Genomic DNA, 24,757 nt, shown 5'->3' on the forward strand with positions numbered 1-24,757 from the left:
CCTTTGTCTATCGGTTTTCCGGCTCGTCGGCCAGGCAGGCCTCGGGCTTCCAGCCGTACAGCCACTCCATGGCGTCGTAAAAACGCTCCGCGTCGCGCCCTTTCCACAAGCCGTTGCGCACCAGGCGCTCGACGCCGTGGGCGTGGAAGATGCGCCCCATCTCGCGGGCCGAGAGCACGATGCGGGCGGTGCGCGCGACGCGCGAGCGCTGGTACAGGGCGAAGGCCCTGGAAAAATCGTTGTCGTGCACGCGCAATGCTGCGCCGAGCGTGACCGCGTCTTCCAGCGCCATGCAGGCGCCCTGGGCCAGGTACTGCAGGGTGGGATGGGCGGCGTCGCCGAGCAGGGTCACACGGCCGAAGGTCCAGGTGCCGATCGGATCGCGGTCCGCCGTCGCCCAGCGCTTCCAGCTCCTGGGCAGCTCGATCAGCTGGCGCGCGCGCGGACAGATGCCCTGGAAATAGCTTTGCACCTCGGCGGCGCTGCCTTCGGTCACGCCCCACTCTTCCTGCTGGCGGCTGTGGAAGGTGACGACGACGTTGTACTGCTCGCCGCCGCGCAAGGGGTAATGGACCAGGTGGCAGTTCGGGCCGACCCAGATGCTGGCCGCATTCCAGCGCAGGTTTTCCGGGAAATCCTGCCGGTCGACGACGGCGCGATAGACCACATGGCCGGACACGCGCGGCGGATCGCCCACATACTGCTCGCGCACCACCGACTTGACGCCATCGGCGCCAACCAGCGCCTGGCCGCGGTAGGCCCGGCCGTGCTGGTCGTAGACCGTGACTCCGGTCTCGTCCTGCTCGATCCGTTCCACCCGGGTCGAGGTATGGAATCCGATGCGGCCGGTTTCCTGCGTCCCTTCCAGCAGCGACAGGTGGACGTCGGCGCGATGGATCACCGCATACGGATTGCCGAAACGCTGGCGGAATCCCTCGTCGGTCGGGATGCGGCCGACCAGGGTTTCGTCGAGCGCGTCATGCATGAGCATTTCATCGGTGTACACGGCGCGGCTGCGCGCCTTCTCGCCCACGCCGAGCGCGTCGAACGCCGCGAAGGCGTTCGGGCCGAGCTGGATGCCGGCGCCGATCTCGCCGATCTCGGGAGCCTGCTCCAGCACCTGGACCGCGAATCCGCGCCGCACCAGGGCCAGGGCTGCGGCGAGGCCGCCTATACCGCCGCCGGCGACCAGCACCGGAAGCGAAGAACCAGAAGTCTGCATATGTCCGTCTCCATGTATGTCCCTGACCCGATCTGCGCGGCCAAGATCATAAGTACACTGTTAATCAGTACACTTAGCATATCACGGCTTTATAATCCGTCAAACAGTTTCGAGAGCCTCCATGCCGACACCAGCCACTCCCGGACACGATCTTGCCGATCTGCCCGGACATTACATACGACGCCTGCAACAGATCGCCGTCGCGGCCTTCCTACAGGAAACTGATGGGTTCAGCATCACGCCGGTCCAGTACGCAGCGCTGCAGGCGGTTGCCCATTCCCCCGGCATCGACCAGCGTTCCGTCGCACGCGGCATCGGCTTCGACACCTCGACCATCGGGGAGGTCATCGATCGCCTCGAAAAGCGCGGACTGCTGACACGGAATGCGGACCCGAACGACCGCCGGGTACGCCTCCTCACGACGACCGCCGAAGGCGATGGCCTGCTCGCCGATATCGCCCCCGCGGTGCTGCGCGTCCAGGAACTCATCCTCGATCCCCTGCCCCGGGAAGAGCGTGCGGAGTTCGTGCGGATGCTGAAGCAGCTCGTGTTCGCCAACAATAGCCTGAGCAGGGCGCCCACCGAACGCGTTCGAAAATAGCCCGGCGGCGCGATGCGACGGACCTGTCACGATCGCGCCGCTGCCGCCCTCCCTCCCGCCACCCCTGACATCAGTGATAATAGGGTGAGCACACAAAGGTTCCCGACTGCAAGCTGGACGCGTCTGCGCCGTGCCGAGCAGTAACATCTATTCAGGACGATTCAGGCCTTCATGCATATGGATGGACGTGGCACATCGCTTCACCGCAGCGGGCAGCCTGGAGACAAGCGCCGGCTTCAGGGCCCTGTCGTATCCAGGAGGGCGCTCCTCGTCCTGGCCATCGGGATCCTCCTGACCCTGTTCCTGTCCGGCCGGGTCTACCGGGTGGAGACGGAAAAGCACAATGCCCAGTTCACCCGGGAGGCCGAGCTCAGGGTCCGCCTGTTCGATGAGAGCATCGACGACGCGGTGACGGGACTTCGCAGCCTCAACCAGTTGTTCGCGATCAGCGACACGCCGGTCAGCCGCGCGCAGTTCCGTGCGATGGCCATGCCGCTGCTGAAGGAGCATCCCTATCTGCGCAGCTTCGTGTTCCATCGCTATGTCAGGCCGGGGGAGCGGCGCGCCTACGAAGCGGCCATGCGCACCAGGCACCCCGGCTTCACCATCAAGCAGGAGCGGGAAGGAAGGCTGGTGCCGGCCACCGGCCCTGGTCCCTGGCTGGTCATCGAATTCTTCGAGCCGCTGCCGCGCAACGACCTGCTCCTGGGCTACGACGGACTGTCCGACCCCGTGCATGCGCTTGCCGCACAGCGGGCGATCGACAGCGGCATGGTCGCCGCAAGCGGGCTGAAGCCGTTCGTACAGTCGCGGCAGCGCGGCGTCGAGGGAAAAGTATTCACGCTCATGGCGCCCCTGTACCGGCCCGGCGCCCCCCTGGATGACGTGGCGGCCCGCCGGCGTGCATTCATCGGCGAAAACGTGGCGGGGGTCCATGCACACCGGTTCGCGCGGCAGATCTTCGAGCGCGCCGGCCTGCTGGCGACAGCGGGCATCCACATCAATGTCTATGCGGCGCCCTCGCCCACCGAAGCGGCGCTGTTGTTCCGGCACGGGGCGCCGCCACCGCCGGTCCCGGGCGCCAGCCCGCTGCTGGAACGGCTGCTCGGGCCTGCCGCCTTGACCAGGGTGTCGCACACCGTCGACATCGGCGGCACGCCCCTGCACCTGGTCGTCTCGCGCGCGCCTCCAGCGGCAGGGAGCGCGCATGCGAGCGCGCTGCTGGTGCTGGCAGCCGGCATCGCCCTGAGCCTGCTCGGCGCGGCCTACCTGGATGCAGTCGCCGCACGCTCGCGCATCATCGAGCGGACCGTGGAGGAACGCACAGCCCAGTTGCATGCAAGGACCTGTGAACTGCAGCGGACGGCCGCCGAACTTCAACTGCGCAATCGCGCCATCGAGGCCAGCGCGAACGCCATGTTCATCACCGGCGCCCAGGGCCCGGACTATATCGTCGAGTACGTCAATCCGGCCTTCGAACGCACTACCGGCTACCCGTCCGCGGAAATGGTCGGCAAGCCAACCAAGCTGTTGGTGGGTGCCGATGTGGAACAGCCGGGATTGATCGAACTGAGGGCGGCGCTGGCCGCGTGCAGGGAGGGACACGCGACCGTGCGCTGCTACCGCAAGGATGGCGCGATGTACTGGAATGAAGTCTATCTCGCGCCGGTGCGCGATGAGAACGGCGAGGTGCACCATTTCGTGCACGTCAACTACGATGTCACCGAAACAAAACGCTACCAGGAGCAGCTCGAATACCGGGCCAACTTCGACCCGCTCACCGGCCTGGCGAACCGCAACCTGTTGCAGGACCGGCTGCAGCAGGCGATTTCCTATGCATCGAGAACCAGGAGGACGGTCTGGGTCGCCTTCCTCGATCTCGACCGCTTCAAGTTCGTCAACGATAGCGCCGGACACAGCTGTGGCGACATGCTGCTCAAGGTGGTCGCCGAGCGCCTGCAAGCCAGCGTACGCGCCGCCGACACGGTCGGGCGCATGGGCGGCGACGAGTTTGTCCTGGTCCTGCCGCAATATGAGACGGGACCGATGACGGCCGCGACCATCGAGAAGGTCATGGCGCAGGTTGCCAGGCCGATCCCGGCCGGCGGCAAGGAATTCTTTGTCAGCTGCAGTATCGGGATCGCCGTCTTCCCGGACGACGGCAGCGATAGCGAAACCTTGCTGATGCACGCGGATGTCGCCATGTATCGCGCCAAGGAAATGGGGCGCAACAATTACCAGTTCTTCGAACCGGCCCTGAATACCAGGACGCAAGCGCGGCTGCGGATCGAAAGTGCGCTGCGCAATGCGCTCGCCCGCGACGAGTTCGTGCTGCACTACCAGCCGCAAGTCGACCTGAAGACGGGCCGGATGATCGGTGTCGAAGCGCTCATCCGTTGGCAGCATCCCGAGTTCGGCATGGTCTCGCCCGCCGAATTCATCACGCTGGCCGAAGAGACCGGCCTGATCGTTCCGATCGGCGCATGGGTATTGCGGTCCGCCTGTGCGCAAGGCCGGGCCTGGCAGGCCGCGGGCTACCCACTGCGGATGGCCGTCAACCTGTCGGGCATCCAGTTCGCCCAGCACGATCTCGTCCAGACCGTCGTCGCCGCGCTGGACGACAGCGGATTCGATCCGGCCTGCCTCGAAATCGAGCTGACGGAAAGTATCGTCATGCACGATGTCGAGAAGTCCATCGCCACGCTGCATCAGCTCAAGCTGCTTGGCGTGCAGCTTGCCGTCGACGATTTCGGCACCGGCTATTCCAGCCTGGCCTACCTGAAGCTGTTCCCGATCGACGTCCTCAAGATCGACCAATCCTTCGTCCGCGATATCGCCACCAGCGCCGACGACGCGATGATCGTCCTCTCGATGATCTCCCTGGCGCACAACCTGGGCTTGAAGGTCATTGCAGAAGGCGTCGAGACGCCCGAGCAGCTCGCGTATCTGCGGCGCCATGATTGCGATGAGATCCAGGGCAACCATTTCAGCCGGCCCATCGCCGCGGCCGCGATCGGGCAGATGCTCCACACGGAAAGGTGCCTGTAGTGGGTCTCATCGACGTTTGGCGCGGCTGCGGAAAAATGTCCAGCCTTGAACTCCGCGATCATGCAAGGCAAATTTGGAGTTCGTGGCCCAGGACATACAACGGACAGAAACGACCGAACCAACGGAAGCGAAGTCGCACGGCTACACTGCAGGCCCTGCCCCTGGCGACGGCGCTTCAACACACGGCAGGTTACGTTATTCCAGCGGTTTTACGCTTCTCCAACTCATTGCCGAGTATCGCGCATTGCGCGCGAGCGTACTCAAGCTGTGGCAACAAGGCGGAGCCGATGTATCGCTTGAACATACTGCGGACATGATGCGATTCAATGAAGCAATAGATCAGTCGCTCGCCAACGCCGCTGTCGCGTACTCGGACAAGCTCAACGAAACCAGGGACATCTTCCTGGCTATTCTGGGATACGACCTGCGAAGTCCCTTGGCCGCTACCGCGACAGTCGGAGGTTACCTGACCAGGCCCGGCACGTTCTGGGTGCGGACAGCAGGATTGACGGACTGAGAAAATGGGAACATGGCGTCGCTTCTCGGTGTGAGCCGCACAAAATGCGATCACTTGAGGAATAACTTGCGCAAGCGCCTGGCGGACCAGGGGAAGGCAGCACCAGCGGCGTGTTCATTTCCCGCATCATGACACTCCCATGTATTGTTGATCGATGGCCGGTTCGGCGCGCAGCGCATCGGAACTACCCTGCCACACCACCCTGCCCTTTTCCAGGACGAAGTGCCGGTCCGCGAGCTTGAGCAGCGCGCCGACGTTCTTGTCGATGACGATCTGTGCCAGCCCTTCCGCCTTCAGCGCGGCCAGCGCGTTCCAGATCTCGGTGCGGATGATCGGCGCCAGTCCCTCGGTCGCCTCGTCCAGTACCAGCAGCTGCGGGTTGGTCATCAGCGCGCGGCCGATCGCCAGCATCCGCTGTTCGCCGCCGGACAGCTGCCAGCCCAGGACGGCGCGCTTTTCTGGACCGGGTGTCGATGCGCGCTCCGAACTCCGGCGCCAATCGCTGACCCCGGCTGCAGGTTTGCAGCAGCGCCGGGTTCATCGACGAAACGTCGAATCGATCAGCGCCTCCTAGGCGTAGGAAAGTGATGGCATCCGCGTCCGGCTTCCTTGCGGGCCGGCGGAACCGACTATCTTGATGGCGGCGATCAAATGGTTCAGTTCACTCGTTTTCGTCAGGTGAGCATCCGCTCCGGCCCTCATGACACGGGATGAGTATTGCTCGTCTTCGCTTTTGGTAAGGATGAGGATGTTCAGCTCCGGGGCTTCATCCCGGATCTGCCGGACAAGCTCGATGTCACCGTAAGGCGAGAGAGAAGGATCAAGCAGCAGGACATCGACACTACCTTCTCTCACATGCGAGACGGTGTCGTTGGCGTTACCCGACTGGCCAACAACCTGTAGGCCACTCACACAGCCCAGCAACATCTTTAATCTCTGACGCATGATCTCGTGGGGGTCTGCAATAAAAATTTTTATCATCTTATGAAAAAACGATGCAAGGATCCGTTCTCGCAGCGTTTTATGTCTCCTCTTGGTGAATTCCTCCAGCTGGCAAACCGGTAACAACGCTTTATTGTTATATGTTGTACCTATCCAGGCAATTGCTCATGAAGCAAGCCCCAATATTATCTTCATTCTCAGTGCCATCACAACGATTTTTATCTGGGAAATAGATAAAAAACATCACATCTTGTTTCCACTCTGGAATTTTGTTGCTTTTTGGAAACGCGACGCAAGACTGGCAAAACAGCAGGACAAGCTTGGGAATGGATTTGGAGTTTAACTACGACATTCCGCATATCAGTTATTCATTCGGACTTACTTCAAATCTTTAAAAAACAAAAACATAGAAGGCATGAATACTTTTATGTAGTTTAATGAACGAATGCACTGCGTGAGCGGACTGCCGCTGCTTTCACGGATACCCGGCGGTTCACGATGGCGCAGCCTACACTGCCCGCCCCGCAAACGATATAGTCGTAAGCGTCCTGCTGCGCTCCGCCTGGTGCGCGCGAATCTCTTCCAGAGTATCCGCCAGCGCCGGCGCGGTGACTACGGACAGGCCGGCAGCGCCGCACGGAATACTGCCGCATTGTTTGAACGCTCACGCGACGACGGAATGCGTCCACGTGGCGGGCGCCGCGTGGCGCAAAGGCGCATGGCGCAGCCTCCTCGGTGAGGCAGGCATGCGAAGGGATGCGAAGGCCGGCCAGGACGACCGGCTGGGCTCAGGAGAATTGCCGAACGGTCAGAAGCTGTGCCGCACGCCCACGTTGACGCCGGACTGGTTCATCCCGATGCCCACGGTGCCGCCCGCATCGAGCGCGATGGCGGCAGCGCCGCGGTTCTTCATGTGACCGAGCGAGCCGTACACGGCCGTCCGCTTGGACAGCAGATACGTCAGCCGCATCACCGCCAGCGTGGAATCGTTCGGGCTGTCCTCGACCGCATGCCGCGCCACCTGGGCATCGAGTTCCATCGCTGGCGCCAGCTGGAACTTCGCGCCGACGAAGTACAGGTCCGACTCGAGGTCGGCAGCGCGGGTCGCCGCGAGCTTCTTGCGGCTCATGACGCCGGCGCCGATGCGGGTTTTTCCCAGCATCGCATAGCCGCTCACGGTGACGCGCCGGTCGTAGCTGTCGGGTGTCGCCAGTCCCATCGCCGCGCCGGTATTGCCCTGCATCTTGTCGTAGGCGGCGGTCACGCCAAACGCCTGGTTGTCGTAGCCCAGTAGTGCCGTCACCTGGCGGCACGCCTTCGAGTTGCCAGGCACTTCACCGGCGCAGGCGGTGCCGGCCGGCCCGCCGGCGGTCGAGATATCGCGCCCAACGCTGTACGTCGCTCCCGCGGTGATGTTGGCGAACGTGCCCATGTAGCCCACCGCATTGTCGCTGCGTGCGTTGGGGATATACAGGTCGATGCTGGAAATACTGAACAGGTTCGGCCCCAGCACGTCGGACTTGAGCATCGAGTAGAACGTCATGTTCGGCAGCCGTCCCACCATCAGCGTGCCGTAGCGGTTCTTCAGGCCGACCCAGGCCTGGCGCCCGAACAGGCGGTTACCCTGCCCCATCGTACCTGTATCCACGTTGATCCCGCCTTCCAGCGTGAACAGCGCCTGCAAGCCGCCACCCAGGTCCTCGGCGCCGCGAAAGCCAATGCGCGAAGGCACGCTGCCCGTGAGGCCGGGCACCTTGGTCACCGATTCCCCGGCGGCGTCGGCGTGGTTCGTGTGCACCACCCCGCTGTCGACGATGCCGTAGATGCTGACCTGGCCCTGCGCCAGGACCGGCTGGGCGGCGATGCCGCCGACGAGTGCGAGGGTGGTACCGATGACTGCTTTCTTCATTACTCTGTCTCCGTTGATTATTTTTTGATGTCATATGCGGCCCCGCGCGATGCGCGAGGCCGCATGCTGCGTGCTTATTCGCTGTCCGGCTGACGGGCCGGGTGCGCCTGCTGGAAGGCCGGCAGCTCCTGGCATGCCGCCTCGATCGCCAGCAGGGCCGGGAACGCCGACACATCCATGCCGAAGCGGCGCGCGGCAAACAGCTGGGGCACCAGGCAGCAATCCGCCATGGTCGGGCTATCGCCAACGCAGAAGCGCCCACGCGTCGCGTCACGCGCCAGGTCCGCCTCCAGCGCAGCCAGTCCCAGTCCGTGCCAGTGCGCGATCCAGGCCGCCTTGGCCTCCTCGCTTGCTCCCAGCGGGCCGGTCAGGTACTTCAGCACGCGCAGGTTGTTCAGGGGATGGATGTCGCAGGCCATGGACAGGGCCAGCTGGCGCACCCGGGCGCGCTCGCGCGGCGTCCCCGGCAGCAGCGGCTGCTCCGGATACGCGTCGTCGAGGTACTCGATGATCGCCAGCGACTGGCTGACGTCCAGGTCGCCGTCACTGAGCACCGGCACCAGGTGGTGCGGATTGCGTGCGCTGAAAGCGGGCCTGAACTGCTCCCCGCCGTCGCGCCCCAGGTGCACCGGCACATAGGTGTACGGAAGCCCTTTCAGTCCCAGCGCGATGCGCACCCGGTATGCCGAGGAGCTGCGAAAATAATTGTGCAGCACCAGCGGCGTGTTCATTTCCCGCATCATGACACTCCCATGTATTGTTGAACGATGGCCGGTTCGGCGCGCAGCGCATCGGAACTGCCCTGCCACACCACCCTGCCCTTTTCCAGGACGAAGTGCCGGTCGGCGAGCTTGAGCAGCGCGCCGACGTTCTTGTCGATGACGATCTGCGCCAGCCCTTCCGCCTTCAGCGCCGCCAGCGCGTTCCAGATCTCGGTGCGGATGATCGGCGCCAGTCCCTCGGTCGCCTCGTCCAGTACCAGCAGCTGCGGGTTGGTCATCAGCGCGCGGCCGATCGCCAGCATCTGCTGTTCGCCGCCGGACAGCTGCCAGCCCAGGTTGGCGCGCCGTTCCTGCAGGCGCGGGAAGAACTGGTACACCCGCGCCAGGTCCCAGGGCTTCAGGCTGGCCTGGGCGTGGCGCGGGGCGCGCGCCGTGGCCACCAGGTTCTCCTCGACCGTCAGGTTGGTGAAGATCTCCCGGCCTTCCGGCACCAGTCCCAGGCCGAGCCGGGCGATGCCGTGCGAGGCCAGCCCCGCCAGCGGCCTGCCGCCGAAAGAGATCGCGCCGGACTTCAGGGGCAGCATGCCGAACAGGCATTTCACCGTCGTCGAGCGGCCCATGCCGTTGCGGCCCAGCAGGGTCACCACCTCGCCGGCCCGGATATCGAAGCTGACGCCGAACAAGGCCTGCGCGTGGCCATACGATGCCTGCACATCGTGCATTTCCATCAGGGTCCTCATGCCGCCTCCTCTTCGCCCAGGTACACCGCCTTCACTTCCGGGTGCCGGCGGATCTCGTCCGGCGTCCCGCTGAACAGCACCTTGCCGTAGACCAGCACCGTGATCCGGTCGGCCAATGCGTACACCGCATCCATGTCGTGCTCGATCAGCAGGATGCCGTAGCGCCCCTTCAGCCGCGCCAGCATCTGCACCACCGCGCCCGATTCCTGCACGCTCATGCCCGCCATCGGTTCGTCGAGCAGCAGGCACTTCGGCTGCGCGGCCAGCGCCATGGCCAGCTCCAGCTGGCGCCGTTCGCCGTACGCCAGGCCGGCGGCCGGCATGGCGCTGCGGTGCGCCAGGCCGCACGTGGCCAGCACTTCGTCGGCGACCTTGACCTGGGCCGCGCGCGCCAGCATCGGGCGCCAGAAGCGCCACCCGTGTTCCTGGGCGCCGATCGCGGCCAGCACGGCGTTCTCGCGCACCGTGAATTCCTCGAAGATCGAGGTGATCTGGTAGGACCGCAGCAGGCCGCTGCGCGCCCGCGCATGGATCGGCAAGGCGGTGACGTCGACCCCGTCGTACCAGACCTTGCCGGCATTCGAGGCCAGTTCGCCCGACAGCTGGTTGATCAGCGTGGTCTTGCCGGCGCCGTTCGGGCCGATGATGGCGTGCAGCTCGCCGGGCCGGATGTCCAGCGACACCGAGTCGGTCACCAGGATGCCGCCGTAGCGCTTGACCAGCGCCTCGGTTCTCAGGATGCTCATGCGCGTTCTCCTGCGAGATGGATGACGGTGGCCTTCGGCGTCGGCGGAGGATCCGCTGCCGGCGCGGCTTGCCGGCGCGACAGGCGTTCCAGCAAACCGGCCAGGCCTGGCGTGCGCAGCAGCGCGATCAGGAAGATCGCCAGTCCGAAGATGGCCGGCCAGTACTCGGTCGCCATCTTCAGCAGCTCCTCGGCGCCGAGGAAGGCCAGCGCGCCGAGCAGCGGGCCGAAGACCGTCCCGATCCCGCCCAGCACGATCATGACGATCAGGTCGCCGGAAACGATCCAGCCCAGCGTCGCGGGGGAAGCGAACGCGGTCAGGTTCGCCAGCAGCATGCCGGCGATCCCGCACAGGACGGCCGACAGCACATAGGCTGCAAGCTGGTAGCGCTTGCCCTGGAAGCCGATCGCATTGATGCGGCGCGGGTTCTGGCGCGCGCCGCGCAGCACCATGCCGAACGGCGCGCTACGCAGGCGGGCCGACCACCACAGCACCAGGCACAGTACGACGAAGCCGACGACGTACACGGTCAGCGGACGTCCGAGGTCCTGGCCGAAGAAGCGGCTGGTGGCCGAGATCGGCGTGCCGTCGTCGCCGCCGTAGTGTTTCAGGCTGACGAACACGAAGTAGCCCATCTGCGCGAACGCCAGCGTGATCATGATGAAGCCGATCCCGGTGGTGCGCAGGCTGACGGCGCCGGTCAGCAGCCCGATCAGGCCGCACGATACGACGCACACCGCCAGGTGCACCCAGCCGCTGTCGATGCCGTGCCAGGCCGGGATCGCCACGCTGTAGGCGCCCAGGCCCAGGAACAGCGCGTGCCCCAGGCTGACCATCCCGCCGAAGCCGAGCGCCAGGTTCAGCGCGCTGGCCGCGATCGCATAGATGATGATGCGGGCGAAAAAGACCGTGTAGAACGGCTGGTCGGCGAGGGTCGACACCACGGGCACCAGCGCCAGCAGGAGCAGGAGCAGCAGCGGCACCAGCGTGGCTGGGCGGCGAAGAGTTGCGAATGACATGATCAGGTCCTCCCGGCGGGAAACAGGCCTTGCGGGCGCACGGCGAGCACCACGGCCATCAACAGATACACCAGCATGGATGCCAGTGCCGGTCCGGCGGCGTTGGCGATGTCGCGGCTGGCGACTTCGCGCAGCAGCGCCGGCAGGAAGGCGCGTCCGAGCGTATCGGCCACGCCGACGATCAGCGCCGCGTAAAACGCGCCGCTGACCGAGCCGATCCCGCCGATGACGATCACGACCAGCGCCGTGATCAGCACCGGCTCGCCCATGCCGCTCTGGATCGACATGATCGGGCCCGCCATGACGCCGGCCAGGCCGGCCAGCGCCGCGCCCAGCGCGAACACCACCGCGTTGAGCAGCTTGATGTCGATGCCCAGCGCCGAGACCATCTTCGGATTGACGGCCCCGGCGCGCACCAGCATGCCGAGCCGCGTCTTCTGCATCAGCAGCCAGGCGCCGACGGCCACCGCCAGGCCGACCACGATGATCGCGAAGCGGTAGCTGGGGTAGCTGATGCCGAACAGGTCGACCGTGTTCTCGAAGAAGGCCGGCAGCGGCAGGAAGTAAGGCTGCGGGCCCCAGACGATGCGGGTCAGCTCGTTAAAGAACAGTACCAGCCCGAAAGTGGCCAGCACATGGTCGAGGTGATCCCGTCCGTACAGGCGCGAGATCGCGGTCCGCTCCAGCACGAAGCCCACGACCACGCAGCCGGCCACCGCGGCCAGGAGCGCCAGCGCGAAGGATTCTGTGTGCTGGTAGGCGGTGGCCGCGAAATAGGCGCCCAGCATGTACAGCGAGCCATGGGCCAGGTTGACGAAGCTCATGATGCCGAACACCAGCGTCAGCCCGGCTGCGAGCAGGAACAGCAGCACGCCGAACTGCAGCCCGTTCAGCAGCTGCGTTGCGATGAGAGTGAGTGACATGGCAGGCTCCGGCCGTCAGGGCATGCCGCACTTCGACTGATACACGTCCGCGTGCGCTGCGAGCGGCGTTCCCAGTTGCTTGACGGTCGGCTTGCCGGCTTCCTGCGCGACGCGGAACGCGTAGTAGTTCTGGACCGGCATGTTGTTCTTGTTGAAGCGGAACGGTCCACGCACCGATTTGAACTCACCGCCCGACGCCTTGACCGCAGCGGCCAGTGCGCGCTTGTCGGTGGCCTTGGCGCCCGCCTTGCGCACTGCCACGTCCAGCAGGCGCGCCGCGTCGTAGCCGGTGGCCGCGTACTCGCTCGGCGTACGCTTGTATTTCGCCACGAAGGCGGCCACGAAGGCCCGGTTCTCCGGCGTGTCGAGCGCAGCATCCCACATCGCGCCGTAGGTGGTGCCGACGGCGGCGTCGCGCAATGCGGGCATGGTGGTGCCGTCGACCGTGAACACCGAGTAGTTCGGCAGCTTGGCCAGCATGCCGGCCTGGCTCAGTTGGCGGATGTAATTCACGCCCATGCCACCCGGGTAGAACGCGAACACGGCATCCGGCCTGGCCGCCTGCAGCTGCGCGATCTCGGCCGAGTAGTCCGATTGGCCGACCTGGGTGTAGACCTCGTCCACGATTTCGCCCTTGAAGTAGCGCTTGAAGCCCTGCAGCATGTCCTTGCCGGCCTGGTAGTTCGGCGCCATCAGGTAGACCCGCTTGTAGCCCTTATCCTGCATGTACTTGCCCATGCTTTCGGCCGCGCCGTCGTTCTGCCAGGCGACCGAGAACACGTTCGGGGAACAGGACGCGCCCGCGAGAGGCGATGGCCCGGCGTTGGTCGCGATGGCGACCGTGCCGGAATCCGCGATCACCTTGGCGCTGGCCATCAGCACGTTGGAGAAGCCCAGGCCGACGATGGCGTGGACGCGGTCCTTGTCGATGAACTTGCGCACGATCTGGTTGCCGATCTCCGGCTTGAGCTGGTCGTCTTCCCTCAGCACCGTGACGGCCTGGCCGCCGAGCTTGCCGCCGCCCTGCTCCACTGCCAGCATGAAGCCGTCGTACTGGTCCTGGCCCACCACGGCCACGGGGCCGGACAGGGGAGCCGAAAAGCCGATCTTGACCTGCGCCTGGGCGGCGCTGGCGAGCAACAGGGCGGTGCAAACGCCAAGGCATTTGATGTACATGGTATCTCCGTAATAATTATGTGAGGGTGCTGCTCAGCCGAGGTCGACGTAGACCCGGCCGCCTTCGACCTTGACCGGATAGGTGCGCACGGCGTCGGTGGCCGGTTCGCAGGTGGCCAGGCCGTTGCGGATATCGAACTTCCCCTGGTGCAGGGGGCACTCGATCTCGTAGCCGTCCAGGAAGCCGTCGCACAGCTTCGCCGCGCCGTGGGTGCACAGGATGGCGGTCGCGTAGACGCCACCCTCGGCGCCATACAGCGCCAGCTCGACGCCGCCGGCCACCACCGCGGTCACATCGTCGTCGGGAATGTCGGCCTCGGCGGCCGCGTCGATCCAGTTGTTTGCCATGGTGTCTCCTCAGATTGGATAGATCAGCGAGTTGGGGATCATCTCGGTGTCGTAGATGCAGTGGCGCCGTTCGAAACGCAGGCCATCTGCGGTCATGCGGATCCGGTCCAGGTAGCGGCCCACGTTGAAGACCGTGGTTTCCTGCGACAGCTTGGTGCGGAACACGGCGTAGTTGGCCTGGGCATGGATGACGCCGTCCTCCACCTTCTCGACCAGCGGTGCACCGACCACATGGCGCTGGTAATACGGATCGTGGAACAGGGTCTCCTTGATGCCGTAGGCGCGATCTACCAGCATCCCACGGCTCAGCAGCGCCAGGGTCGCCAGCGGCATGCCGCGCTCGTGGTTCTCGCGCGGCTGCACGCGGTAGTCGCAATCCTCGACGAACAGGGCGATCCACTTGTCCCAGTCGCCGCTGTCGACGGCGGCCGCGTAGTCCGCGTACAGGCGGGTCAGGGCGAGGTAGGTGTCGATGTCGAGGGTGTTCATACGTCCATCACCTTTCGCCAGTATTCATACATCCCGCGGATCAGGGTCTCGGTGACCATGTGGTCGGTGTTCTCGACGCCGGTGCCGCCCAGTTCCGCCAGGGTGCGGTGGCAGGGTTTCTGTTCGAAGCCGCATTGCGACAGTTCGATCACTTCGCCGTCGTCGGCCGAGACGAAGCCCGCCGGGCCGAACAGGTTGGCCTGGATCAGGCGCCGCTGCGTCATCTCGGGCGTGTCGTCCTCGAAGCCAAAATGGGTCCACACGAAGTCGAACGAGCCGGCGCCGTTGGGCTGGATGTGGCGCGTCGAGACGCTGTTGACCTGCTGCTGGAAGATCACGCTCGGGAACACCGTCATCATCACGGCGGTCGGGCCCTTCCACCACTCCTCGGGCACGATGTCGAGCAGCCGCTTGTCGTTGACGTCCATGCCGGCCTTGAAGCTGGTCACGCCTGCCGTCACCTCGCTGGTGGCGGCCTGGCCGCTGCGGGTGGAGATCATTGCCGCGTGGCGGTGATGCGCGTCCATCTTCAGCTGCGACTTGTTATCGGCGCGCCACAGGCCATAGGTGACGAACCAGGTATGCAGGAGGCCCGGATGGTACGGGTCCTTGATGTTCTCCTGCATCAGCTTCCAGTTGCCGGGAATGCGCTGGCGGTTGTAGCCCAGGACCGTCAGCTTGCGGCCGTTGAACAGGCGGTCGAAGTAGGCGCACATGTCGGGGCCCAGGAAATCCTCCAGCGATTCGACCTCGTGGTCGAACGAGGCGAACACCACGCCGCCGCGCACCGCCACCTTGAGCTTGTTGAGGCCATGGTCGGCGGTCTCGAAGTCCTTCGGCATGCCGCCGTTGACCTTGCCGTCCTGCCTGACGCCGCGCCGGAACGGCACGCCCTGCAGGTCGCCCTTGAGCGTATAGCTCCACTGGTGGTAGGGACAGACGAATTCCTTCTTGTTGCCGTGCCGTTCGCGGCAGAACTGCATGCCGCGGTGGGCGCACACGTTCTCCACCACGTTGACGCTGCCGTCGGCCGCGCGGGTCAGGATCACGGAACGTTCGCCGATGACGGAGCGCTTGTAGTCGCCCGGATTCGGAATCTCCGCCTCCAGTCCGACGTAGCACCAGTGGCCCTGGTAGAACAGGCGTTCCAGTTCGCGCTTGTAGAGGGCCTCGTCGGTGTAGGCCCAGAACGGGATGCGGCTCGATCCGGGCTGGTCCCAGACCGGCTTGATCGGAAAGACGGCAGCCATGTCAAGCTCCCACGACCCGCACCGTGATCGGCGCCAGGCCCGCCACTTCGCCCACCATCACGTCGCCGGGCACGACCGCGTTCACGCCTTCCGGGGTGCCGGTCATGATGACGTCGCCCGGTTCCAGCGTTTCGTATTCCGACAGGTAGGCGATCGATTCCGCCACCGACCAGATCAGCTTGGAAATATCCGAATGCTGGCGCGGCGCGCCGTTGACGGTCACCGAGATGGCGCCTTCGCTCAGGTGTCCCACATCGTCGACGCGGGCGATCGGGCCGATCGGTGCCGATTGGGCGAACGACTTGCCGAACTCCCACGGACGGCCCTTGTCGCGCGCTTCCAGCTGGATGTCGCGCCGGGTCATGTCGAGGCCCACGGCGTAGCCGTAGACGTGTTCGAGCGCCTGTTCGACCGGGATGTTCGCGCCGCCCTTGCCGATGAAGGCCACCAGCTCGATCTCGTGGTGGAAGTTGGCCGTCTTCGGCGGATACGGAATCGTTACCTCCCCGGCGCCCGCCTGCACCGTGGCATTGGCGGGCTTCATGAAGAAGAACGGCTTTTCGCGGTCCGGATCGCGCCCCATTTCACGGGCATGCGCTGCGTAGTTGCGGCCGACGCAGAAGATGCGGTTGACCGGGAAGCGCTCTTCGCTGCCGGCGATGGCGAGGGTATGGACTGCTGCTGGGGGAACTGCGTAGTTCATGGAGGTCTCCTGATGAATTGGTTTTAAGGTCAGCCTGGGATTTTTTCTTCGCGCCACAGCCCCAGCGCCTGCTGCATGGGACGGTCCGAGAAGCTGAACAGGATGGTGTCGCTGCCGGCCCGCAGGCGGAGCCGGTGCCAGGACGGCACGACGAACACGTCGTTCGGTGCGAAATCGAATTGCACGCCGCCGATATCCGCGCTGCCCTCGCCTTCCAGGCAGACGTACACGGTGCTGTCGGTCGAGCGGTAAGGCAGGGTTTCGAAGCCCGCCGGCAGGCGCTGCGCAAACGCGCCGATGGTCGGCATGGGCGAAGCGCCGGTCGCCGGATTCACATAGCGCAGCTTGTGGCCGAAGTGCGCATCGATGGCGCCACGCGAGATCGCCAGCAGCGTGTCGCGCGTCCGGGCGAACGGATAGACGAAGACTTTGGTCGGCTCGGATGGCGCCTGCGCGAAATCGACGGGCAGCATGTTGTTGCCATAGCGGGCCAGCGCATCGCCCTCGGGCCGCGTGGCTTCCTGGCTGGCCTGCTCCCCGTGTTCGGCGAAGCCGGCGTCAAAAAAGCGCACGGTCGGGATGTCCAGGCCATCGAGCCAGACGACCGGCTGGTCGCCCAGGTTGCCATGGTCGTGCCAGGTCCAGGCCGGGGTGATGATGAAGTCGCCGCGCCGCATCGTGGTGCGCTCGCCATCGACTGCCGTATACGCGCCTTCGCCGTCGAGCACCAGGCGCAGCGCCGATTGGGCGTGGCGGTGGGCCGGGGCGACCTCGCCCGGCATGATCAGCTGCAGGCCGGCATACAGCGACTGGGTGATCGAGGAATTGCCGCGCAGCGCAGGGTTTTCGAGCACCAGCACGCGGCGCTCCGCTTCGGCGGCGGTGATCAGGCGCCCGGCTTCCATGACGTGGCCGCGCACGTCGGCGTAGCGCCACAATGCCGGCTGCAGCGGCGATGTCGGGGCCTTCGGCACCAGCGCGCCCAGCACCTCCCACAACGGGGTCATGTGCTGTGCATCGATGCGCTGGTAAAACTCCTGGCGGGCCTGGTTACTCATGCTTGCTGTCTCCTTCATCTTAAATGCGCTCAGTTACTGCTGGAATAAAATGCGTCGGCGTACACGTGCTCGGCCAGCACGCCCTTCCTCCTGGCCAGCAAGGTCGCCGCATCCACCATCGGCGGCGCGCCGCACAGGTAGGCGCGCCAGCCCGTGAGGTCGGCCCAGTCGCTGCCGACCGCATCGGTGACGACGCCTGCGCGCAGGTCCGGATCCTCATTGCCGGTGCTGACCACCACGTGGACGTGCAGGTTGGCGTGGCGTTGCTGCAACTGGCGCAGCCATTCGATGCCGTAGATGTCGCGTGGCGAGCGCACGCCGAAATACAGGTGGATGGGATTGGCCATGCCTTCGGCGATGGCGCCGCGGACGATCGACAGGACCGGCGCCAGGCCGGTGCCTCCGGCGATACACAGCATCGGGCCTTCGTGCTTGCGGCGCAGGTAGGCGGTGCCGAGCGGCCCGCTGACGCGCACGGCGTCGCCGACCGCCAGCCGGCTCTCGATATAGCCCGTCACGCGTCCGTCGGGCACCAGCCGGATATGGAATTCGAGCTCCTCGCTCCCGGCCACGTTCGCCATCGAATACGGACGGATATGCTCCGGCCCGAACTGCAGCATGGCGTACTGGCCGGGCGAGAATGCCAGCGGCTTGGCAGGCTTCAGGCGCAGGCGGCGGATGTCGTGCGTGAGCGGCTCGATGGCGGTGACGGTGGCCTTCACGATGCGTGCCGGGTGCGTGACGACTTCGTCCGGCTCCGGCACCTCGATGACGCAATTTCCCGTGACGGTGCTCATGCAGGCCAGCACATAGCCATCGTCGTCGGGATGGGTGATCTTCGCTTCGCGGCCCGCCTCATGGACATCGCCCTGCACGACCTTGCAGCGGCAGGTGCCGCAGCGGCCCGCGGTACAGCTGTATGAAATGGGGATCTGGTGCTCGCGCAGCGCGGCAAGCAGGTTGACGCCCGGCTCCAGATGCAGCTTACGGCCCAGTGGTTGCACGACGAGTTCCATGTCGGTTGATCCATGCGTTGTTCGATGGTCAAAGTATGGCAACCGGAGTAATATAAATAAATAGCATTCGGCGAATGCATCAAATCACTCAGCGCAATATTACTCGGACCATGGAACTGAAGGACGTCGATCTCAATCTGCTGCTCGTGTTCCACAAACTGCTGGCCGAGCGGCGCGTATCGAAGGTGGCGGAAGCGCTGGGCATGACGCAGCCGGGCGTCAGCAATGCGCTGAAACGCCTGCGGCTGTTGCTGGGAGATGAGCTGTTCGTGCGGACGGTACGCGGCATGGAGCCGACGCCCTACGCATTGCGGCTGGCGGAGCCGATCGGATTCGCCCTGTCGACCATCCACGACTCGCTGAACGAGGTCGAGCGCTTCGACCCGCTCACCAGCGGGCGCCGGTTCACCCTCGGCATGACCGACATCGGCGAGGTCTACTTCATGCCGAAGCTGATGGAAGCGCTGCGCCCCATCGCGCCGGGGGTGACGATCAGCACGGTGCGCAATACGTCCGTGAACCTGCAGGACGAAATGGAGGCCGGCCACGTCGACCTGGCCATCGGCCTGCTGCCCCAGCTGAAGTCGGGCTACTTCCAGCGCCGGCTGTTCAAGCAGCGCTACGTGTGCATGTTCCGGGCCGGCCACTCGCTCGACAAGGACGCGATCACCGTGGAGGAGTTCCGCAATGCGGAGCATGTGGTGGTCGTCTCCAGCGCCACCGGGCATGCGATTGCGGACCAGACGCTCGAGCGGCTGGGCATCGGGCGCAATATCACGCTGACGGTGCCGCACTTCGTCGCGGTGGGCCACATCCTCGCCAGCAGTTCGATGATTGCCACGGTACCGGAACGCTTTGCGATGGCCTGCGTCCAGCCGTTCGGGCTGAAGTACGTGACCCACCCGGTCTCGCTACCGGAGATTAACATCAACGTGTTCTGGCACACGAAGTTCAACAAGGATCCCGCCAACCGGTGGCTGCGCGGGCTGATCTTCGACATCTTTGCCGATGGGCGTGGCGGCTGATGCCGACCTGGTCGTCTTCCAGTTCCCGCTGTGCTGGTATGCGGTACCCGCCATCCCGAAGGGCTGGACCGGGCGTGCAGGGCGCGCCCGGCAGGCGTAGAAAAGTGGAAGGAAGAGGCGGAGAGGTGCGCGCTCATTCAAGTGACCACGCCCTCTTTGACGGACAAGCCTGGAGAAGGTCGTGGCAGGTCAGTCCAGCCTGACCCCGGCCTGTTTGATGACTGCGCCCAGTTCGGCTTTCTCTGTCTTGATGTAGTCGTTGAACTGGTCAGGCTGCATCGCATGTGGTTCCGCACCCAATGCCGCGAAGCGGGCTTTGACTTCCGGCAAGTCTAACGCTCTCGAGACGGAATCATGCAATTTTCTGATGATGTCGGGAGAGGTCTTTGCGGGTGCCAGCAGGCCAATCCAGAAATTGAACTCGGATCCCTTGACGCCGGCTTCGACCGTCGTCTGCACATCCGGCAGCAATTGCGTACGGTGGGCGCTGCCTACCGCCAGCGCGCGCAACTTGCCGCTCTTGATCTGGGGCAGCGCCGATACGATAGGCGCAAACATGAAGTCGACCCTTTGGGTCATGGTTTCGGTAACGGCCGGCGGCGTGCCTTTGAAGGGCACATGCACGGCGTCGAACTTGGCCTGGAACCGGAATTTTTCGGCATTGATGTGGGTGGCGCTGCCGGAACCGGCCGAGGCATAATTGAGCTTCCCTGGGTTTTTCCGGGCCACAGCGACCAGCTCGGCGACCGACTTGTAGTCGGATGACGCAGCCACAATCAACACATTCGGCAGGGTCGCCAGCGTCGTGATGCCGGCAAAATCGCCGATCGTGTCATAGACGATCTTTTCATACAGCGCTGGATTGGCGGCATGCGCGCTGGAGTGGACCAACAAGGTATGGCCGTCTGGCACGGCCTTGGCCACCATGTCGGCCCCGATTGTTCCTCCCGCCCCCGGACGGTTTTCCACAATGACGGGCTGCCCCAGGTCTTTCCCCAGCCGTTCGCCGACCAGCCGTGCAATGACATCGGTCGCGCTTCCGGCAGTGAACGGGACAATGATCGTCAGTTGCTTTGTCGGATAATGTTGCGCCGAGGCGGTGGCGCAGATTGCGGACAAGGCAAACGGCAGGACTGCATAACGCAAGATGCTCGATGCTTCTTTCATGCTTGTCTCCTCCAATTAGGATGCAGCTATTCTCAAGAGTGCTACCTGGTCGCGGACGCCTTGCTAGTTTTCGACGCATGAGGCATGGCGGCAAAACCGTCGCCGGACGACTGGTACGGTTTGCCAGCGCGCGTTCCCCTCCCCTGCCTGGTCGACAGGACGAGGAGGCAAGAACAAGCCTTACTGACAGGTTCGGGATGAGCTTTTATGCGAACGATCGCATAAAAAAATGGTAAGCGTGCGTGACGGAGGTGTCAACAAGTTTTTTAACTTGCCCAAGAAAGACCAGAAATCGTTGAAAAATGCCCTGATCCTTGCCATCGTCGCAAATTTAAAATGCGAACGTTTGCATTGAATGAGGCCGTGAGAGACAACTCAAGAACGTACGAGCAACGCCCTTCGGCGCCATCTTCTGCGCCCAGGGTCCTGGAGTGGTCGAGCAGCGAATTCCCGCATCGGGATGGCGCGAACGCATCGCGCAATGATGCTGCAGCGGCCTGTTGGCCGCGAGCGCCCTTCCCGCTGCTGCCGGTGCAGGTCGGCAGCCTTGTCGCTACCGGGGTCCCGGAATGCCAGGTTTGCCGACTACGGTGCGGCGGCCACCCGCCGGCCCGACCGTGGCTTGACGTGTTGAGGGAAAGCTACGCGTACGTGCAAGATGAATTTTTGCAATGCATCTTCAATTGTGCTTTATGTAATTTTTTTGAGCTGCGTCTTGAACAAGCGACTACGTTCTACATAGCCGTCAGCGCTGCGCTTCAAGCCCGCCACGCCATCGGCCGTCAGTTCACGCACGGCCTTGGCCGGGGAACCGATGATCAGCATATTGTCTGGAAATTCCTTGCCCTCGGTGACCAACGCGCCGGCACCGACCAGGCAGCCCTTGCCGATCTTCGCTCCATTCAGAATGACGGCCTGGATGCCGATCAGGGTACCGTCGCCTACCGTGCAGCCATGCAGCATCGCCTGATGGCCGATCGTCACGTCACGGCCGATCGTCATCGGGTAGCCGATATCGGTGTGCATGATCGCGCCTTCCTGCACGTTGCTGTTCTCGCCGATCGTAATACGCTCGTTGTCGCCACGAATCGTGACGCCGTACCATACCGAGCTGTTCGCCTGCATTGTGACCTTGCCGATCAGCGTGGCATTGTCGGCCACGAATGCGGATGGATCGATCTCGGGTACGTGTTCGCCCAGCTGGTAAATAGTCATGGTTACCTTATCGAATAGAAAGATCAGCGTTGTTTGACACTATCGTGCGTATTACTTCATGGAACAGAGCGTGTCGCGCACGGACCTGTCGAGCCCCGTATGACAAGTTCTGGCCTGAGGCGCACTTCCATCACGCCCGGGGCATCCTGCTGCAGCCGGCGCAAGATGAGCTGCGCCGCCTGAATCCCCATCTCATGAAGCCCAATGCGAATCGTCGTCAACGGAGGATGCACGGCGTCGATGAAGGGCATGTCGTTATGGCCAATGACCGACACATCTTCCGGACAACGCAAGCCGCGCGCGCGCAAGCTGTCATAGCATCCGATTGCTACCAGGTCGTTGCCGGCAACAATCGCGGTCAGGCCCGGATAGCGTTCCAACGCTTGATCGCAGGCCAACTTGCCGGCCTCCCTGGTGTAAGCCAGGCAATCCACGACGCCCGACTCACCCGCGAGACCATGTGCGGCCAGCGCCTCCTCGAAGCCCACCTTGCGCAAATGACCGGTCGACACCTGCTGGGGTCCGACAAGATGCACGAGCCGGCGGTGCCCCAGCGCGACCAGATGCTCGACTGACAGGCGCATGCCGAGCGCTTCGTCGTTCGCCACGCTCGACACACGGCCGTCATCCTCATTCCGGTTCACGGTCACGACGGCGACCCCGGCTTCGAGGCAGTGCGTGATGACCGGATCCTCCCGCGTTGCGGTCGCCAGGATCAGTGCATCGACCTGCCGGGCCAGCAGCTGGTCCACCACGTAGCGCTGCTGTGACTTGTCGTCTCCCGCATTCGACATGAGCACCACGTACCCGTGCTTGCGCAGCTCGTCTTCGATACCGAGCACCATCGGCGGGAATACCGGGTTTGTTATATCCGGCAGCATCACTCCGACCAACTTGGAGCGGCCGGTCCGCATCGCTGCGGCGAGCTTGTTGGGTCGGTAGCCGTGCCGTGCTGCTTCCTTGAGCACGCGCTGCCTTACCTCTTCACCCACCATGTGGCGGGTTTGAGGATCCATCACGCGACCAACCGTCGACGGATGCACGCCCAGGATCCCGGCCAAACCTTTCAGGGTCATTCTTTTTTGTTTCATAAGGGCCTATTGTCGCACGAACGCCCAACCGTTTCAAAAAGATCACATTGATGCGAACGTTCGCAAAGATTCTTGACTACGTTAGATGTTCTGTTAAGATAAATTTTATGCGAACGTTCGCATAAGGCTTCGCGCAAGAATTGGTTCAACTCAAGTAGAGGAGACAGCAGTGAACACATCCCACATCATCGACGGTGAAGCCTCCGTCACCGCTGCGGTCCAGGCGGCGATGGCTGACACCGCCAACCCCCGCTTACGCGACATCATGGCGGCCGTGGTCGAACATTCCCACGCACTCATCCGCGAAGTGAATCTGACCGAGGACGAATTCCAGGCAGCCATTCGCTTCCTCACCCTGATCGGGCAGCAGACCAATGACAGCCACAACGAAGTCATCCTGGCTGCCGACGTGCTGGGCATCTCAACGCTCGTCGCCTTGCGCAATAGCCCTGAACACGAAGGACAGACTGCCGCAGCCCTGCTCGGCCCGTTCTGGCGCGCGGATGCACCATTTTGTGAGAACGGAGACAACATCGCCCGCTGCGACATGCCAGGCGCGGTCATGGACGTTTCTGGCCAAGTGAGCGATGTACGCGGCAATCCCGTCGCCGACGCAGTGGTCGATGTCTGGCAGGCTTCACCAGTCGGACTATACGAGAATCAGGACGACCAGCAGCCGGACATGAACCTGCGCGGACGTTTCCGCACCGACGCGCAGGGGCGCTACCGGTTTCGTACTGTACGTCCCGCCGGCTACCCGGTCCCGACACACGGTGTCGTTGGCGAACTGCTGCGGGCGCAGGGCCGCCATTGCATGCGTCCGGCACACCTGCACTTCATGGTCCATCGAGAACACTACAAGACCCTTGTCACCCAGGTGTTTGCGGACGATTGCACGCACCTCGGGAGCGACGTCGTGTTCGGTGTCAGCCGGGCATTGATCGGCACTTTTCGCTCCCATGATCCCAGGCCGGGAAGCGACGAGCCCCACTATCGCCTCGAATACGACTTCGTGATCGAGGCCGGCCAATCCTGCTTGCCCACAGCACCCATCAAGTAAAGGAAAACCCATGTCTGGAATTGTGCAGGGCCCGCTCACGGGTCAGGTAGCCGTCATCGCGGGCGGCGTCGGAGCAATCGGCTATGCGAGCGCCCAGCGGCTCGCGCGACAAGGTACGCGCGTTGTTCTCCTGGTGCGCGATCTTGAGCAAGCACAGGCGAAGATGGCAGACCTTCCTGGTGCAGGACATCATGCGCTCCGTGTGGACGTCAATTCCGGCGCGGAACTGAGCGAAGCTGCCGCCGCAGTTCGCGAGCGGTACGGACGCACCGACATCCTCGTCAATGCTGCGGGGATCACGCAGCCCGTGCCCCACCATGACCTGGATGCGCTCAGCGATGAACTGATCGACCGGATCTTTGCGGCTAACTGGCGTGGTCCCTTTGCCGCCATCCGTGCCTTCGCTCCCCTGCTTCGCGCTTCCGGCAAAGGCTTGGTAGTGAACATCTCCTCGATCGCCGCGACGACAGGCATCGGCAGCAATGTCGCATACTGCGCCGCCAAGGCCGGCCTGGACGTCATGGCCAATTCCTTGGGCCGCGCGCTGGCGCCGGCGATACGGGTCATCAATGTGTCGCCTGGCGTCGTGGACAGCAGTTTCGTTCCGGGACGCGATGCAGCCTTCAACGACAAACAGGCGGCGACCACGCCCTTGAAACGCATCGGCCATGCCGACGACATCGCTGCGGCGGTGGAAGCCTGCGCCACCACGCTGCTTTTCAGTACCGGGACCACGATCCAGGTCGACGGCGGCCGCCACCTGGGCTGAG

The 24,757-nt window shown here is 64.1% G+C and carries 26 protein-coding genes and 1 pseudogene; 8 read left to right on the forward strand and 19 right to left on the reverse strand.

All coding sequences use genetic code 11. The features are described from left to right. Positions 1-7: 7 nt before the first annotated feature. Positions 8-1,222 (reverse strand): 3-hydroxybenzoate 6-monooxygenase, encoded by a 1,215-nt coding sequence (locus H162_RS0112740; protein ID WP_026354573.1) that lies wholly within the window; start codon positions 1,220-1,222, stop codon positions 8-10. A gap of 121 nt (positions 1,223-1,343) precedes the next feature. Here H162_RS0112740 and H162_RS0112745 point away from each other — a divergent pair, with 121 nt between their 5' ends. The 3 genes from H162_RS0112745 (at position 1,344) to H162_RS33985 (ending at position 5,388) form a co-directional block, all read left to right on the forward strand. Next, positions 1,344-1,823 (forward strand): MarR family winged helix-turn-helix transcriptional regulator, encoded by a 480-nt coding sequence (locus H162_RS0112745; RefSeq protein ID WP_020653858.1) that lies wholly within the window; start codon positions 1,344-1,346, stop codon positions 1,821-1,823. Positions 1,824-2,000: 177 nt separating this feature from the next. After that, the gene (locus tag H162_RS30720) at positions 2,001-4,871 is read left to right on the forward strand and encodes a bifunctional diguanylate cyclase/phosphodiesterase (protein WP_084677001.1); all 2,871 of its coding nucleotides are present in this window, start codon (positions 2,001-2,003) and stop codon (positions 4,869-4,871) included. Positions 4,872-4,953: 82 nt separating this feature from the next. Further along, positions 4,954-5,388 carry a hypothetical protein gene (locus H162_RS33985; protein WP_156885584.1) on the forward strand — a complete coding sequence of 145 codons (435 nt, stop codon included), beginning with the start codon at positions 4,954-4,956 and terminating at the stop codon, positions 5,386-5,388. 126 nt (positions 5,389-5,514) lie between these two features. Here the strand turns inward: H162_RS33985 and H162_RS30730 are convergent. Beyond that, positions 5,515-5,847 (reverse strand): annotated as a pseudogene (locus tag H162_RS30730) (ATP-binding cassette domain-containing protein); the annotation flags it as partial. A gap of 111 nt (positions 5,848-5,958) precedes the next feature. After that, the gene (locus H162_RS30735) at positions 5,959-6,369 is read right to left on the reverse strand and encodes a response regulator (RefSeq protein WP_156885585.1); all 411 of its coding nucleotides are present in this window, start codon (positions 6,367-6,369) and stop codon (positions 5,959-5,961) included. Between the two features lie 55 nt (positions 6,370-6,424). On the opposite strand from H162_RS30735, the gene H162_RS33990 reads away from it, so the two are divergent. After that, positions 6,425-6,673 carry a hypothetical protein gene (locus tag H162_RS33990; protein ID WP_156885586.1) on the forward strand — a complete coding sequence of 83 codons (249 nt, stop codon included), beginning with the start codon at positions 6,425-6,427 and terminating at the stop codon, positions 6,671-6,673. Between the two features lie 465 nt (positions 6,674-7,138). On the opposite strand, the gene H162_RS0112775 is transcribed toward H162_RS33990, so the two are convergent. The 13 genes from H162_RS0112775 to H162_RS0112835 all read right to left on the reverse strand — a co-directional run bounded on the left by H162_RS0112775 (position 7,139) and on the right by H162_RS0112835 (position 18,429). Next, the gene (locus H162_RS0112775) at positions 7,139-8,239 is read right to left on the reverse strand and encodes a porin (protein ID WP_020653863.1); all 1,101 of its coding nucleotides are present in this window, start codon (positions 8,237-8,239) and stop codon (positions 7,139-7,141) included. Between the two features lie 74 nt (positions 8,240-8,313). Next, positions 8,314-8,958, reverse strand: a complete 645-nt coding sequence (gene maiA / locus H162_RS0112780; RefSeq protein ID WP_156885593.1) for a maleylacetoacetate isomerase — start codon at positions 8,956-8,958, stop codon at positions 8,314-8,316. Positions 8,959-8,978: 20 nt separating this feature from the next. Then, a complete protein-coding gene (locus H162_RS0112785) occupies positions 8,979-9,701 on the reverse strand; it encodes an ABC transporter ATP-binding protein (RefSeq protein ID WP_020653865.1) in 723 nt (240 codons plus the stop codon). Further along, entirely contained in the window at positions 9,698-10,447 is a 750-nt protein-coding gene (locus tag H162_RS0112790; protein WP_020653866.1) for an ABC transporter ATP-binding protein, read from the reverse strand. The genes H162_RS0112785 and H162_RS0112790 overlap by 4 nt, the downstream gene beginning before the upstream one ends. Beyond that, the gene (locus tag H162_RS0112795) at positions 10,444-11,466 is read right to left on the reverse strand and encodes a branched-chain amino acid ABC transporter permease (RefSeq protein WP_051109924.1); all 1,023 of its coding nucleotides are present in this window, start codon (positions 11,464-11,466) and stop codon (positions 10,444-10,446) included. Before H162_RS0112795 ends, H162_RS0112790 begins: the two co-directional genes overlap by 4 nt. 2 nt (positions 11,467-11,468) lie before the next feature. After that, positions 11,469-12,389: a branched-chain amino acid ABC transporter permease gene (locus H162_RS0112800; protein ID WP_020653868.1), complete on the reverse strand. Its 921-nt coding sequence runs from the start codon at positions 12,387-12,389 to the stop codon at positions 11,469-11,471. A gap of 15 nt (positions 12,390-12,404) precedes the next feature. Further along, positions 12,405-13,565 carry an ABC transporter substrate-binding protein gene (locus H162_RS0112805; protein WP_020653869.1) on the reverse strand — a complete coding sequence of 387 codons (1,161 nt, stop codon included), beginning with the start codon at positions 13,563-13,565 and terminating at the stop codon, positions 12,405-12,407. Between the two features lie 33 nt (positions 13,566-13,598). After that, entirely contained in the window at positions 13,599-13,913 is a 315-nt protein-coding gene (locus H162_RS0112810) for a non-heme iron oxygenase ferredoxin subunit (RefSeq protein ID WP_020653870.1), read from the reverse strand. Between the two features lie 9 nt (positions 13,914-13,922). Next, positions 13,923-14,402 (reverse strand): aromatic-ring-hydroxylating dioxygenase subunit beta, encoded by a 480-nt coding sequence (locus H162_RS0112815; RefSeq protein ID WP_020653871.1) that lies wholly within the window; start codon positions 14,400-14,402, stop codon positions 13,923-13,925. Further along, a complete protein-coding gene (locus H162_RS0112820) occupies positions 14,399-15,652 on the reverse strand; it encodes an aromatic ring-hydroxylating dioxygenase subunit alpha (protein WP_020653872.1) in 1,254 nt (417 codons plus the stop codon). Before H162_RS0112820 ends, H162_RS0112815 begins: the two co-directional genes overlap by 4 nt. A 1-nt stretch (position 15,653) precedes the next feature. Then, positions 15,654-16,355: a fumarylacetoacetate hydrolase family protein gene (locus H162_RS0112825; RefSeq protein WP_020653873.1), complete on the reverse strand. Its 702-nt coding sequence runs from the start codon at positions 16,353-16,355 to the stop codon at positions 15,654-15,656. A 29-nt stretch (positions 16,356-16,384) separates the two neighbouring features. Beyond that, positions 16,385-17,413 carry a gentisate 1,2-dioxygenase gene (gene gtdA / locus H162_RS0112830; protein ID WP_020653874.1) on the reverse strand — a complete coding sequence of 343 codons (1,029 nt, stop codon included), beginning with the start codon at positions 17,411-17,413 and terminating at the stop codon, positions 16,385-16,387. Positions 17,414-17,442: 29 nt separating this feature from the next. Further along, positions 17,443-18,429, reverse strand: a complete 987-nt coding sequence (locus H162_RS0112835) for a 2Fe-2S iron-sulfur cluster-binding protein (RefSeq protein ID WP_020653875.1) — start codon at positions 18,427-18,429, stop codon at positions 17,443-17,445. A 110-nt stretch (positions 18,430-18,539) separates the two neighbouring features. Between H162_RS0112835 and H162_RS0112840 the strand changes: the two genes are divergently transcribed. Continuing rightward, on the forward strand, positions 18,540-19,454 hold the full coding sequence (locus H162_RS0112840) for a LysR family transcriptional regulator (RefSeq protein WP_020653876.1): 915 nt from the start codon (positions 18,540-18,542) through the stop codon (positions 19,452-19,454). Further along, complete coding sequence (locus H162_RS33215; protein WP_169444481.1) at positions 19,444-19,554, forward strand: NAD(P)H-dependent oxidoreductase; 111 nt, start codon at positions 19,444-19,446, stop codon at positions 19,552-19,554. The genes H162_RS0112840 and H162_RS33215 overlap by 11 nt, the downstream gene beginning before the upstream one ends. A gap of 89 nt (positions 19,555-19,643) precedes the next feature. Here the strand turns inward: H162_RS33215 and H162_RS0112845 are convergent, their stop codons facing one another. The 3 genes from H162_RS0112845 to H162_RS0112855 form a co-directional block, all read right to left on the reverse strand. Further along, on the reverse strand, positions 19,644-20,621 hold the full coding sequence (locus H162_RS0112845; protein WP_020653877.1) for a tripartite tricarboxylate transporter substrate binding protein: 978 nt from the start codon (positions 20,619-20,621) through the stop codon (positions 19,644-19,646). Between the two features lie 690 nt (positions 20,622-21,311). Then, positions 21,312-21,836 carry a gamma carbonic anhydrase family protein gene (locus H162_RS0112850; RefSeq protein WP_020653878.1) on the reverse strand — a complete coding sequence of 175 codons (525 nt, stop codon included), beginning with the start codon at positions 21,834-21,836 and terminating at the stop codon, positions 21,312-21,314. A gap of 56 nt (positions 21,837-21,892) precedes the next feature. Then, positions 21,893-22,912: a LacI family DNA-binding transcriptional regulator gene (locus H162_RS0112855; protein ID WP_020653879.1), complete on the reverse strand. Its 1,020-nt coding sequence runs from the start codon at positions 22,910-22,912 to the stop codon at positions 21,893-21,895. Between the two features lie 184 nt (positions 22,913-23,096). On the opposite strand from H162_RS0112855, the gene H162_RS0112860 reads away from it, so the two are divergent. Then, positions 23,097-23,987, forward strand: coding sequence for a dioxygenase family protein (locus H162_RS0112860; protein WP_020653880.1), 891 nt, complete (start codon positions 23,097-23,099; stop codon positions 23,985-23,987). A gap of 10 nt (positions 23,988-23,997) precedes the next feature. Beyond that, a complete protein-coding gene (locus H162_RS0112865) occupies positions 23,998-24,756 on the forward strand; it encodes an SDR family NAD(P)-dependent oxidoreductase (protein WP_026354576.1) in 759 nt (252 codons plus the stop codon). Position 24,757 lies beyond the last annotated feature (1 nt).

It is taken from the genome of Massilia niastensis DSM 21313 (assembly GCF_000382345.1).
Classification (GTDB): Bacteria; Pseudomonadota; Gammaproteobacteria; order Burkholderiales; family Burkholderiaceae_D; genus Telluria; species Telluria niastensis.

Excerpts from the sequence above, each read along its gene's own strand:
- H162_RS0112740 (WP_026354573.1), bottom strand. The coding sequence starts at position 1,222 with ATGCAGACTTCTGGTTCTTCGCTTCCGGTGCTGGTCGCCGGCGGCGGT.
- H162_RS0112745 (WP_020653858.1), top strand. The coding sequence starts at position 1,344 with ATGCCGACACCAGCCACTCCCGGACACGATCTTGCCGATCTGCCCGGA.
- H162_RS30720 (WP_084677001.1), top strand. The coding sequence starts at position 2,001 with ATGGATGGACGTGGCACATCGCTTCACCGCAGCGGGCAGCCTGGAGAC.
- H162_RS30735 (WP_156885585.1), bottom strand. The coding sequence starts at position 6,369 with ATGATAAAAATTTTTATTGCAGACCCCCACGAGATCATGCGTCAGAGA.
- H162_RS0112775 (WP_020653863.1), bottom strand. The coding sequence starts at position 8,239 with ATGAAGAAAGCAGTCATCGGTACCACCCTCGCACTCGTCGGCGGCATC.
- H162_RS0112785 (WP_020653865.1), bottom strand. The coding sequence starts at position 9,701 with ATGAGGACCCTGATGGAAATGCACGATGTGCAGGCATCGTATGGCCAC.
- H162_RS0112790 (WP_020653866.1), bottom strand. The coding sequence starts at position 10,447 with ATGAGCATCCTGAGAACCGAGGCGCTGGTCAAGCGCTACGGCGGCATC.
- H162_RS0112795 (WP_051109924.1), bottom strand. The coding sequence starts at position 11,466 with ATGTCATTCGCAACTCTTCGCCGCCCAGCCACGCTGGTGCCGCTGCTG.
- H162_RS0112800 (WP_020653868.1), bottom strand. The coding sequence starts at position 12,389 with ATGTCACTCACTCTCATCGCAACGCAGCTGCTGAACGGGCTGCAGTTC.
- H162_RS0112805 (WP_020653869.1), bottom strand. The coding sequence starts at position 13,565 with ATGTACATCAAATGCCTTGGCGTTTGCACCGCCCTGTTGCTCGCCAGC.
- H162_RS0112810 (WP_020653870.1), bottom strand. The coding sequence starts at position 13,913 with ATGGCAAACAACTGGATCGACGCGGCCGCCGAGGCCGACATTCCCGAC.
- H162_RS0112815 (WP_020653871.1), bottom strand. The coding sequence starts at position 14,402 with ATGAACACCCTCGACATCGACACCTACCTCGCCCTGACCCGCCTGTAC.
- H162_RS0112820 (WP_020653872.1), bottom strand. The coding sequence starts at position 15,652 with ATGGCTGCCGTCTTTCCGATCAAGCCGGTCTGGGACCAGCCCGGATCG.
- H162_RS0112825 (WP_020653873.1), bottom strand. The coding sequence starts at position 16,355 with ATGAACTACGCAGTTCCCCCAGCAGCAGTCCATACCCTCGCCATCGCC.
- gtdA (WP_020653874.1), bottom strand. The coding sequence starts at position 17,413 with ATGAGTAACCAGGCCCGCCAGGAGTTTTACCAGCGCATCGATGCACAG.
- H162_RS0112835 (WP_020653875.1), bottom strand. The coding sequence starts at position 18,429 with ATGGAACTCGTCGTGCAACCACTGGGCCGTAAGCTGCATCTGGAGCCG.
- H162_RS0112840 (WP_020653876.1), top strand. The coding sequence starts at position 18,540 with ATGGAACTGAAGGACGTCGATCTCAATCTGCTGCTCGTGTTCCACAAA.
- H162_RS0112845 (WP_020653877.1), bottom strand. The coding sequence starts at position 20,621 with ATGAAAGAAGCATCGAGCATCTTGCGTTATGCAGTCCTGCCGTTTGCC.
- H162_RS0112850 (WP_020653878.1), bottom strand. The coding sequence starts at position 21,836 with ATGACTATTTACCAGCTGGGCGAACACGTACCCGAGATCGATCCATCC.
- H162_RS0112855 (WP_020653879.1), bottom strand. The coding sequence starts at position 22,912 with ATGACCCTGAAAGGTTTGGCCGGGATCCTGGGCGTGCATCCGTCGACG.
- H162_RS0112865 (WP_026354576.1), top strand. The coding sequence starts at position 23,998 with ATGTCTGGAATTGTGCAGGGCCCGCTCACGGGTCAGGTAGCCGTCATC.